Origin of the sequence: Bartonella sp. MU37NMGALS (genome assembly GCF_042194015.1) — a bacterium.
GTDB lineage: Bacteria > Pseudomonadota > Alphaproteobacteria > Rhizobiales > Rhizobiaceae > Bartonella > Bartonella grahamii.
The window spans coordinates 1-11,328 of sequence record NZ_JBHIML010000002.1; the positions used below are offsets into that span (position 1 = coordinate 1).

General features: G+C 36.3%; 14 protein-coding genes. 1 reads left to right on the plus strand and 13 read right to left on the minus strand.

Going from position 1 to position 11,328, the window contains the following annotated elements; all coding sequences use genetic code 11:
* Positions 1-232: 232 nt before the first annotated feature.
* From ACFIJP_RS01370 to ACFIJP_RS01425, 12 genes are all read right to left on the minus strand, one after another.
* Positions 233-985, minus strand: a complete 753-nt coding sequence (locus ACFIJP_RS01370; RefSeq protein WP_375625196.1) for a type IV secretion system protein — start codon at positions 983-985, stop codon at positions 233-235.
* Entirely contained in the window at positions 982-3,453 is a 2,472-nt protein-coding gene (locus tag ACFIJP_RS01375; protein WP_375625197.1) for a VirB4 family type IV secretion/conjugal transfer ATPase, read from the minus strand. Before ACFIJP_RS01375 ends, ACFIJP_RS01370 begins: the two co-directional genes overlap by 4 nt.
* A gap of 2 nt (positions 3,454-3,455) precedes the next feature.
* The gene (locus ACFIJP_RS01380) at positions 3,456-3,764 is read right to left on the minus strand and encodes a type IV secretion system protein VirB3 (RefSeq protein ID WP_375625198.1); all 309 of its coding nucleotides are present in this window, start codon (positions 3,762-3,764) and stop codon (positions 3,456-3,458) included.
* A gap of 12 nt (positions 3,765-3,776) precedes the next feature.
* Positions 3,777-4,088: a conjugal transfer protein gene (locus tag ACFIJP_RS01385; protein WP_375625199.1), complete on the minus strand. Its 312-nt coding sequence runs from the start codon at positions 4,086-4,088 to the stop codon at positions 3,777-3,779.
* 239 nt (positions 4,089-4,327) lie between these two features.
* Positions 4,328-4,648 (minus strand): VirB2 family type IV secretion system major pilin TrwL, encoded by a 321-nt coding sequence (gene trwL, locus ACFIJP_RS01390; RefSeq protein ID WP_375625200.1) that lies wholly within the window; start codon positions 4,646-4,648, stop codon positions 4,328-4,330.
* A gap of 74 nt (positions 4,649-4,722) precedes the next feature.
* On the minus strand, positions 4,723-5,043 hold the full coding sequence (gene trwL, locus ACFIJP_RS01395) for a VirB2 family type IV secretion system major pilin TrwL (protein ID WP_375625201.1): 321 nt from the start codon (positions 5,041-5,043) through the stop codon (positions 4,723-4,725).
* 74 nt (positions 5,044-5,117) lie between these two features.
* Positions 5,118-5,435, minus strand: a complete 318-nt coding sequence (gene trwL, locus ACFIJP_RS01400; RefSeq protein WP_375625202.1) for a VirB2 family type IV secretion system major pilin TrwL — start codon at positions 5,433-5,435, stop codon at positions 5,118-5,120.
* A 77-nt stretch (positions 5,436-5,512) separates the two neighbouring features.
* Positions 5,513-5,830: a VirB2 family type IV secretion system major pilin TrwL gene (gene trwL, locus ACFIJP_RS01405; protein ID WP_375625203.1), complete on the minus strand. Its 318-nt coding sequence runs from the start codon at positions 5,828-5,830 to the stop codon at positions 5,513-5,515.
* A gap of 78 nt (positions 5,831-5,908) precedes the next feature.
* Positions 5,909-6,229, minus strand: a complete 321-nt coding sequence (trwL, locus tag ACFIJP_RS01410) for a VirB2 family type IV secretion system major pilin TrwL (RefSeq protein ID WP_375625204.1) — start codon at positions 6,227-6,229, stop codon at positions 5,909-5,911.
* Positions 6,192-6,491, minus strand: coding sequence for a KorA family transcriptional regulator (korA, locus tag ACFIJP_RS01415; protein ID WP_375625205.1), 300 nt, complete (start codon positions 6,489-6,491; stop codon positions 6,192-6,194). The genes trwL (ACFIJP_RS01410) and korA overlap by 38 nt, the downstream gene beginning before the upstream one ends.
* A 124-nt stretch (positions 6,492-6,615) precedes the next feature.
* Positions 6,616-7,239: a TrwN protein gene (locus ACFIJP_RS01420; RefSeq protein ID WP_375625206.1), complete on the minus strand. Its 624-nt coding sequence runs from the start codon at positions 7,237-7,239 to the stop codon at positions 6,616-6,618.
* Positions 7,239-7,853, minus strand: coding sequence for a hypothetical protein (locus ACFIJP_RS01425; RefSeq protein ID WP_375625207.1), 615 nt, complete (start codon positions 7,851-7,853; stop codon positions 7,239-7,241). The genes ACFIJP_RS01420 and ACFIJP_RS01425 overlap by 1 nt, the downstream gene beginning before the upstream one ends.
* A 128-nt stretch (positions 7,854-7,981) precedes the next feature.
* Here ACFIJP_RS01425 and ACFIJP_RS01430 point away from each other — a divergent pair, with 128 nt between their 5' ends.
* Entirely contained in the window at positions 7,982-8,269 is a 288-nt protein-coding gene (locus ACFIJP_RS01430) for an H-NS family nucleoid-associated regulatory protein (RefSeq protein ID WP_015857007.1), read from the plus strand.
* A 1,576-nt stretch (positions 8,270-9,845) separates the two neighbouring features.
* Here ACFIJP_RS01430 and ACFIJP_RS01435 read toward each other — a convergent pair.
* Complete coding sequence (locus ACFIJP_RS01435; RefSeq protein ID WP_375625208.1) at positions 9,846-11,123, minus strand: ubiquinone biosynthesis hydroxylase; 1,278 nt, start codon at positions 11,121-11,123, stop codon at positions 9,846-9,848.
* Positions 11,124-11,328 lie beyond the last annotated feature (205 nt).

An 11,328-nucleotide genomic window follows, 5' to 3' on the forward strand; every position in this document is an offset into this window, starting at 1 on the left:
GATCAATTTTATTGAAAAGTTGCGTGAACACTGTAAAGTCCATGGAATTCCTCTTTAACGAATTTTCAACTTTTTATATGATTTTTGAGTATTTCTTGTTGAGTTTTTTAGGATAGAATTAAACTTCGTACATCTTTTCAGTCTATGAGAGAGAACTGAATATTATGCACTAACCTTTTCTTTTCACGAGCATACAGGAAAAATAATACACGAAATATTGTTATAAAAGGCCTTATCTAATAAATCTTATGGTAGGCATTTGCGTGTTTTTATTATTCAAAATTTTTATGTTATGCTTGTCCTTCTGCTGTTTAATAAGTGCATGTTCAGCGTTGCGTAAATGTGTGACCATTTGTAGTTTTGCTGTTTCATTTTGTAGCTTAGCGAGCATTCCAATTATATGTGCTTGTAACTCAGCAATACTCTTTAGATCTTTTGTTGTCTTGATTTCATTTAATAGTTCTTCAATTTGCTGAAAACGATTGTTTGCTTCTTCGAAAGTCTTTAAACTTACGGCTTTATCAGTTATGGCTGCATATTGGATACGCTTGTTGATAAAACTGCTAGATTCATGGATAGGGATAGGAATCTCTTCTTCTTTTAAAATATTTTCAAGTGATGTAGCTAGAGCAGAAGATTTATTTCTATTGTAGAGCGTCTCTGGATTTTTGAGAAAAAAACTGCTGTGATCTGTTTGTGCATTTTTAAGTTTTTTAGTGTCGAACTTTTGGCTTCCCGTTATAGACTCGTGTATCTTTTTTGTTTTCTCAAGTTGTTTTTTTAGCATATCGAGAAGTTGGGTATCAGGTTGTGAAGGTTTCTTAGGCGTTGATGTATTTGAAGATGAACCTCCAAAAAAATTGGGCCACGTCGTTGGAACTGATGCTCCCAAATCTGCTGCTCCAGCGCCCCAAACCCAAGCCATTGCTGGGTCTGAAATCCCTAAAGTTATTACAACTACTATTGAAATGACATTTTTTTTCATGTTTCCCTCCTGTCATTTTTTGCGTGATGTAAGAAAATTGGTAACCATATTGCCGGATCATCACCAACTTCCGCGATAATGCTTTCGGCTAATTCTGCGTTATCAGGTGTACCTGATAAAACCAATAGCTCGTCACTAAAGTCGCGTTCGATGGTTTTTCCATCGCTTGTCAGATGGAATTTACCAAGATTCAGTTCTGCAAGCGCAGATTGATCACCCTGCTTAATGAGGAATTGGCGACTAAACTCACCAAGTCCTTTAACGAGTTCAAATTCAGTATCTGTTAGTTTAAAGCCTTTTGTATAATCTTCATAGTTTGCTTTGGGATTGGCTAGAAAAATGTAAGTCGCACACTGTTGAATGAGTGTTTTGGCAATATTACTTTCCAAGGCATCGCTAGGCTCTTGTGTTGCGTAAACAAAAATACCATTTTGTTTACGGATAGTCTTTTGTTTATTTTTCGCTAAATCTTCAAAGTACGGATCTTGCAAAGGCTTCCAAAACTCATCGAAGATATACATAAATCGCTGTCCGCTAATCATGCCCTCTGTGCGGTAAAGCAAGTACATCATCACAGGGGTGCGAGTTTCAAAATTATCTAAAAATTCCGTTATATCAAAGCCGTAAATTTGATGTGTTGAGAGATCAAGAGCATCATGGGGATTATCAAATAACCATCCATAATCACCACCTTCACACCATTTTAGTAAGCGAGCATGAACAGATGGGTGAGCATTATAATCACTTAAACGTGGATTTGGTAAAAATTGTACCAGAAAGGACAAACGACGGAGTGATCGGTCAATGTTAGCACTCATAACAGACATAACCGCTTTGTTAATTTCTTCTTCGTCGTGATGCGTGACCTCACCACCAGCTTCTGCCAATTTTTTAACAAATTGTTTCAGAAAAATAAGATTTTCTTGTGTGGGTGGGAGTTGGAAAGGATTGAACCCACTTCTCCTGCCAGGCTTGAATGTTAAATATTTTCCACCCATCGCTCGAATGGCAACTTCCATGCCACGATCTTTATCAAAAACAACAGTTGTCGGCTTAAATTTTTGTGCTTGTGCTAACAAAAAGCCAAGTAACACGGTTTTACCGGAACCAGATTGTCCGATAAGTGCGGTATTTCCAAGTAAACGTTTATCTGTCGAATCCTCTTCAAGTTTGGAGGCATGAAAATTGAAATAAAGCGGTGTTTTACTGGTTGTTTTAAGAATTGTGACGGCTGGTCCCCATGGGTTTCCAGTGGGTTTTCCTGACATAAAATTATGAAAAGATGAAAATGATAAAAAGTTCAATGATGTAATCGGAGCAGGACGTGGTCTCCATTTCCAATTGCCAGGAAGTTGTGCCCAATAGCCAGCCTCTATCGCTAAGTCTACAGGTTTGGGCAGTACCGCAACGTCTAGTAATGCTGCACTTGCTTTGGCCATATGGTCGCGAACTTGTTGAATTGTATCACCATAGATAGTCAATGTGCAGTGATGTTCTCCCATGACAAAATGTCCACTGATAAGCTGGTTTAGTGCTTCATCAATTTGTTCAATTTGGCTTGTTGCCACATCTCTTGCATCAATGAGATTACGCTGATGCCGTTGTAAATAGTCTTTAGCAGCATGTCTGGAGAGTACTGAAAAGCTCTGCGTCAAAACGAACTCGAAGTCACTTTCCAACAAAACATTTAATTGTCCTGGTTTGGTTGTTGCATCATATTCTTTAATTTCCAGCATTCCAAATCGACGCATTCCACTGGTTGTTCGCAGTTCACCAAGAGCACCCCATTTTGAGAAAAAAGGTCGATTGATAGACATATAGTCGGAAAAACGGTCATGGCAAATTGGCATAGGGCGATATTCACCATTGACAAGCATTCCAAGGAATTCAAGTGCAGAAGAATAAACATGCCCATTTTTTTCATAAGCACCAAGAAGTTCTGCACCGTAACGGTTTAAAGATTGGCCTAAAGTACGGTTGATGTCATTGAGTTCTTTGATACATGTGTCTTGTCGCATCTTTTTTTGATCAAGCGTTTCACGTTCATGTTGAGAAAAGAACGACATAATTTTATCCGCTATCGGTTGAAAAATGACAGTCAGATATAAATCATTGACCATCAAATTATAACCAGTAAAGCTTTGCCGATATTTTTCATCAAGTTGATAGCAAAACATTTGATCAAATGTTGAATCGGGATATTCATAAACACGACGGCGCACAATATGCGTCCAAAATGATAAATTGGCTGATGCAAGACCCCGTAGAGTATTGTTAAGCTCTTTTATCCATTGAAAAATATCTTCTTCTGAAGCGCTTTGATGCGAACGCCCATCAATTTTCCAAATTGACAAATATTCCGCATTTTTAGTAGAAATAATCGTATCTGTAATATGATGTGAATAAGGCAGAAACAGGCTTACAGGTGTCTCTGATGCAAGGCGTTTGCTACTTTCAACAACTGTCATGTTTATCTCCTTTTACTATAATCAGAGGGACTATAACTTGATGCGCCCCAAAAACCTTTGTTGCGATTGCGAAATTTAGTATCGATCCATAACCACCAGATACGAAACGCCTTATCATCGTTTTTAGTGATTTGCACCATAATGAACCATAATGGAGGTGCCATAATCCACAAAAAGATACTTACTGTCATAGCAATAACAGCGACCCCCATAACCATAACGATAAATGGCATCATGGGGACACCCCATATCGTTGGAACACGTGTTGCTCCTTTGAATAGGGGAAATACTTTTTGTTCTTGTGATTTCATGGGGTGCTCTTGTCAGTGGAGGTGAAATAATATGTGGCTAATATAAAAGGCTGCACCAGCAATAATGACGCTAAATGCCCATCGTATAAATGTAGCTCTTGCGATGATGCGAAATATATAAATAAGCAAAAGAAATAAAAGAATAATGATGGCGACGATAGGAATAAGTATACTTAACCCATATTGCATTCCTATGAAGGCATCCAAGCTTTCAGTTTCCGTCTGAGCATATGCAGATTGCGTTATTAATAACATCATTGAAGTGATAATAATAACATTAATCCTGTTGCACGTCTTCGCTTGAAACGTATTCGATTGTTTCATATCCTTTATCCCCTTTAATTAAAGTTGCTATAAGTAATATTCCTTTTTTCAGTATGACTACATTATTACTGGTACTCACCTAATAACCGATGGATGTTAAAAACATTACGTATTATACTGATTCATGAATCACCTTTCAATAGTATTGAAGTAAGTTTGGTTGTAGAGAGCACGATAATAATACTGGTTGTTTATCGTATAAACGTATCGTGTTGTATTATTTATAATTAACGCCATTATTACGCTGCTTTAAATAGCAATGTAACAAGTTGGGTTGCAGAACCTGCGATGACAACACCGATTGCCCATCGTACAAATGTGTCTTTTCCGATGTAGCGTCCTGCATAGCCAATTGCTAAGCACAACAGTATAACGGCAGCAGCAATAGGGATAATTTTTTGAATATCGCCTTTTAGACCGTCTAAAGCGCTTTCTGCATTTGTTAAAATGCTCGCGTTGGCGGCGTAAGCAGAACTATTCATAAAGAACGCAGTCATAGCTGCAGAAATTGCGATGATTTTGTTGTTATTTTTTGATTTGAGATTAATTAATTTTCGCATATTTCACTCTTATTAAAATCTAGATAATATTTTTATATAAATAAACATATTGTATTTTATAATTAACGCTATTATCATGCTGTTTTAAATAGCAATGTAACAAGTTGGGTTGCAGAACCTGCGATAACAACACCGATTGCCCACCGTACAAATGTGTCTTTTCCGATGTAGCGTCCTGCATAGCCAATTGCTAAACATAAAAGTATAACGGCAGCAGCAATAGGGATAATTACTTTTAAGTCTGTCTGTAAACCTTCTAAAGCGCCCTCTGCATTTGTTAAAACACTCGCTTTGGCGGCGTAAGCAGAACTATTCATAAAGAACGCAGTCATAGCTGCAGAAATTGCGATGATTTTGTTGTTACTTTTCGATTGAACACTAATTAACTTTTGCATATTTCACTCTTATTAAAATTTAGATAATATTTTTATATAAATAAACATACCGTGTTTTATAATTGATGCCATTATTACACTGTTTTAAATAGCAGAGTAACAAGTTGGGTTGCAGAACCCGCGATGACAACACCGATTGCCCACCGTACAAATGTGTCTTTTCCGATGTAGCGTCCTGCATAGCCAATTGCTAAGCACAACAGTATAACGGCAGCAGCGATGGGGATAATCACTTTTAAGTCTGTCTGTAAGTCTGTTAGAGCTTTCGATGCATTTGTTAAAACGGCAGCTTGAGCATAAGCAGAACTATTCATAAAGAGTGCAGTCACAGCTGCAGAAATTGCGATGATTTTGTTGTTACTTTTCGATTTGAGATTAATTAATTTTTGCATATTTCACTCTTATTAAAATCTAGATAATATTTCTATATAAACAAACACATTGTACTTTAAATTTATAATTAATGCCATTATGGCTTAAATAGCAGTGAAACAAGCTGGGTTGCAGAACCTGCGATAACGACCCCGATTGCCCACCGTACAAATGTGTCTTTTCCGATGTAGCGTCCCGCATAGCCAATTGCTAAGCACAAAAGTATAACGGCAGCAGCAATAGGGATAATCACCTTCAAGTCTGTCTGTAAACCTGTTAGAGCGTTCGATGCATTTGTTAAAACGGCTGCTTGTTGTGCATGAGCAGAACTATTCATAAAGAGCGCAGTCACAGCTGCAGAAATTGTGATGATTTTGTTGTTATTTTTCGATTTGAGATTAATTAATTTTTGCATATTTCACTCTATATTAAAATCTAGATAATATTTCTATATAAACAAACACATTGTACTTTAAATTTATAATTAATGCCATTATGGCTTAAATAGCAGTGAAACAAGCTGGGCTGCAGAACCTGCAATGACAACGCCGATCGCCCACCGCACAAATGTATCTTTTTCGATATAGCGTCCTGCATAACCAATTGCTAAGCATAATAGTATAACAGCAGCAGCAATAGGTATAATTTTTTGAATATCGCCTTGTAAATCCTTTAGAGCTTTTTCCGCATTTTGTAAAGTTTGTGCTTGGGCTTGTGCATGAGCAGAACTATTCATAAAAAATATGGTCAAAGCTGCTGAAAATGCAGCAATTTTATTACGAGCTGTTGTGTGAAGAATATTTAATTGTTTCATGTTCTTTATCCTGATTAAGATTAAAACTCCCACAAATGACCCCTCGTTCATGAAGAAACTTAAAGAGATATTTTGGATCAGCCCAAGTTCTTAATTTTCCTCTTTGTGTAAGTAACGTATATTTATTTGACTTTCCGGTGATTGGATCATCGGAAATAAACGTAAAATACCATTCTCTTTCTGAAAGCATCACGACTGTAATCTCACGCGCTGCTTTTTGACTAAATGCTATATCAACACTGTTTTGTTCTATCATTTTCATTATCTTTGCCCTCAATTAGAAGAGATTTTGTCCAATCTTACTAATTAGAGCTTTAACATTTTCTTATCTACCTTTCATTATAATATCCTATTAAAACTCTAGAGTTTTGTGAAAATATCAGCTGTCACTCTAGCGAGCCTCTCGATGAAGAAGAATCTTCAACCGAAAAAGCATCGCTGGTACCACTTTCTTTACGTGTAAACGCATCTTCTTCTCCCTTTGAAGAGAGAGGAAGAGAATCTACTTTAGTTGCCTGTTCTGGTTCTTCTTTTTTAAGCTTTACAGGCTCCTGCAAGTCTTCATTTCCTCGTACAGCAGCTCTTACTCCAATATATGAAGTAACTTTTTGCGTACGGGTGTGGCTTGAGTTTTCTGTATTGTAAAAATTCAGCACAGACTGCAAAGTCGCTTTTTCAAAGACGCACTTTGATGTTGTTTGTTCATAGCAGTAAGTTAAAGCGCTTTGTGCAGCTGTAAGATTTCTGCAAAAATCAAATGCATCAAAAAGAGAAAACAATTTCACATTTCCAACACCAATTTGCTCTAAAATTATGTTAAAATTATGTTCACTCTGTTCAGCTGTTGCGATTGTTTCCTTAAGCTGAGATGATTGATAGAACAAGTTATCTTTATCATCTGTTACATAGACATTGTCCCGCGCTTCTTGTTCGGCAACAACTGAAAATGCTATGGGGGGCGTATTGGATATGTATGCAGCAGCAAAAAATGTGAAATCTGGAACAATCATTAGCAATACACCTTATTACGAAGAATTTTATTAATACAAATGCTCATTCTTTGTGGTGCATTTTCTCGTTGTTTTTTGATTTTATAAATTTGCAGAACGAGATTGTTTAGCTTAGAATATTCCTTGTGATTATTGTTTTGTTCTCTTCTAAAAATATTTCTAATATATGCGAGTATCCAACCAACAAGATAAAAGTGCGGAATAAAATAGAGCACGTTATGCCAACCAATATTATTGGAATCACGAAAAAAGGCGCTGCTTTTAAAAAATAATAATCTTTGATACTGTATTGAAGCTGCTTGTTTTACATAATTCTCTGGTTGCAAAAATCTTTTCAAAAAAAATTTATACGAAGTAAAAAGCCGTTGTGTGTAAGGGGAGGTTTTATTGTCATAATGAACTACACTATCATTATACAGAGAGGGCTTGTTCTTTGTTGCGTATTGCCATAATTTATAGAGTGACGATTTATATTTACTTTTGACACCTGATTCATGAGAGTCAGAGAGGTGTGATGGTGTTTGAGCACTGCATTTAGTAGTTCCAGTAATTGAACTGAAAAAAGATGCAGTGATGGTAATTGATGTACCAATAAACAGTTCTTTGTGGTCCAAAGCACATCTCCGTCAAAGTGATATATGTATCGTAGTTTTAATTTCGATAATAAATAGACAGAAATTGTCTATAATTGTGTTTAAAATATGGCAAAAAGAAATTCTTTTTTGCAAGGGGAGTAATTAAGGTGAATGATCTCAAGAATATGAATTTTGATGAGCTACAAGAGATGCGTACACAAATCGATGTGGAATTAAAAAAACGGCAAGCAAAGGAAAAGCAAAATGCGCGACGAAAAATTCTTGAAATTGCTAATGCCCATGGAATTGATATCGCTGATCTTGTGAGCAAAGAGCGCCATTATAGAAATCCCAATAACCAATGGGAATTATGGAATGGGCGTGGACGTAGACCTAAGTGGATTAAAGAGTGGTTGGAGAATGGGTATACACTTGATGAACTCGAAGTAACGTAACACGTGTGCGATATTTACAAGATAAGGGAATACTAGGGAATGTAAATGCAAGAAGTATGCTCTTTTGGGTAATTTGATTGTATAAACATACTGAACAAATATATTAAAGTATTGAGTTACCAAATACAACAATAGGGAGCGTGAACAAATTTATTTAAATACAAAAGGTCTTGTTGTTATAATCTGGCAAGCATAATGATGATGCCAGATTGAAATATTGTAATTGCTTTTGGCATTTGAGAGAGGGGGATGTTTTACTTCTTTTTATCGTTTCATTAACGTTGCTCTTTTTAGTCTATGTAAATAAAGAGTTTTATTGATTATTTACAAAAATGGTCGAAATGAGAATAATTTATTGCATAGGGATTTTAACTCAATATGTAAAATGATAATTTTATCAATTAATATGTTAATAAATTAGCATACTTATATTTTTGAAATACTGTTCTGTAGAATAAGCCTGATGTTATAGATTTTGTTTGGTCTTTTTTTTGTAAGATTATATATGAGGCATTTACTTTATTTATCGTTCGTTGGGATGAGTGAGTGTGTAGAAAAATGGAAAATTTCTATGGCTGTTATGGGTTTTATAGAATTTATGACATATTTCTGAGCGTTTGTGATTAAAATTCATTTATGAGCGTTTATGAATAATGAATAAAGAGTGTATTTGAAAATAAAAGGATTGAGTCATTTCTATTGCGGTTTATCTTCTTTTATGGTGTGAAATAGGGGGTGATATGCAGGTTTACAATTGTGTGTGATGGTATAGAGTACGGAACACTTTGTTATATATCAGAATATTTTTTCTAAAATTGTGTGGTATTCCACAATAAGTTAAAGGGTTTGTCTGAGGAACAGAATACCCCAAACGGAATACAGTTGTGTTGCCAATTTACGCGCTTGTTTTAAAAGAAAAATTTTTCAAATGCAGCTAAGCTTATTTTATGGCGTTTCTCGTGAATAGTATAACGTGAAAGTCCCTATGATTACATAAGATCCATTGTAGTCCACCATTTTTTACTTCAATAAAAAGTGTAAGCTGGCGCCATTATACACTTTACTTGCTTCCACTGTTGCTAAAGCACTTGGTACTTGAGAGGGGGAGGCTTTTTATTGCTTTGTTTAATTTTTTTTTATTTATACGATACTTTCGCTTGTGATGTGCAAGTGAATGATTTTGATTGCTTCAACATGAGAGAGATTTGAAATAAGAGTATTTTATGATCTTCAGATTTCTCATTCAATATGAGAATAATGAATTATTATTATAAATAAAAGTGTTGTGTGCTAAAAAGTCTTGTTTATTTCGTTATGACGTGAAATGCCTTCTTTTAAGGTGTGGTGATATAAGGCAACCTCTTTGAGACATTATTTTTCAGTGCGTGGTGAATATTCTTAGAATGTAGCTTGCTTGTCGAGTCTTATGTGAAGTGAAATATGGGAGGAGGAAGTCAAGAGAGAATTACTCGATAGGAATCCGGCTTGTAAACAGATTGGATGAGATAGGAGTTTTTTTGTTCTTTGAAGGAGGGAGGCAAAGGTTGTAAAAAAGTGAAATAGTATGAATTTTTTCTTAAAGTGGGAAGCCGTGTAGGAGACGTGGGGCGTTTGGAGTGAGTCCGGCAGCTTCTTGAATGAAATATTTTTTCATTTTTGGCGCTTGATTAATGATTCCAAGGCCAGTATCGCGGAGCATCCGTAAAAGAAGGCTATCATTAGAAAAGAGTTTATTAAGCCAATCATTACTTAAAGCCATACGGACAATTTCAAAACGTCTCCAGCTTTGATAGCGCTCTAAAGCAGTGAGGGAGCCAATGTCAAGACCTAGTCGTGCTGTTTCAATAATCACTTCAGCGAGGGCAGCGCTATCGCGTAATCCTAAGTTGAGTCCTTGTCCTGCAATGGGGTGGATGGTATGGGCGGCATCGCCAACGAGAGCAAAACGTGGTTTAACGCATTGACGTGTTAAAGAAAGACTCAAAGGAAAAGCTTGACGTTCGCCATCCCAAGAGAGTTTGCCTAACCGATGGCCAATGCGTCTTTCGAGTTCTGTTTCAAAAATAAGGGCATTAGCTTTGAGATAATATTGCGCAGTTTTATGATCTTCATTCCACACAATGGCAGATCGGTTGCCTTTGAGAGGGAGAAGAGCAAAAGGACCGGCAGGTAAAAAATGTTGAATTGCTTGACCATTATGGGGTTTTTCATGTTCAACTGTGCAGATGATTGCTGTTTGTTTATAGGGATGAGAAAAGTTTTTAAGACCTGCTTTTTGGCGTAATTTCGAATGGGCTCCGTCGGCTGCAATAAGCAATTTTGTTTGCCAAACCTCTTCATTATTTAAAGTGACGGTTTTATGTTGGTCTTCTTGATGAAAATCAATGACACGCTTGTTTGCAATAACAGGAATATTGAGATCTTTGACACGTTTTTTTAAAGTGTTGATGAGTTCTCTCTGCTCTACCATAGAAGCAAAGGGCTCACCAGGGTTAATGTCGCCTTCAAAGGTTAAAAGAGTGGGTTTGACAGGGTCACTTGTGCTTGTATCTGTGATGATCATTGAATGAATGGGTTGCGCATAGGGTTTTATAGGTTCCCAACATTGTAATTGTTTTAACATACGAATAGAAGCGGCAGCAAGGGCAATGGTTCGTATGTTAGAAGCAGGAGTATCTCCTTGCGGAGCAGCATCAACGATTTTTATTTTCAGATTAGGGGCTGTTTGCTTGAGTGCTATCGCTAAGGTTAAACCGACAGCCGCCCCCCCTGCAATGAGCAGATCACATTGTTTCGTTTTATGAGATTTAATTTTTTTATTGGGCTGTACGTCTTTATTGCGATTAGAACACACAATACTTCTTCCATTGTTTACAGTTTGCTTTTTTTAAAAAAGAATATCTTTTTAAATTGCCTAAAATATCTTAACGTTTACTTTTCTTTCTACTTTACAAAACGAGGTTTCTTTTTGGCACCAATCTGATGACAGATTGGTTTTTCAGAGTTCTTCTGCTTCATCATTTATGTGATTCATTTTACAGATTTATCGGATAAGCTTT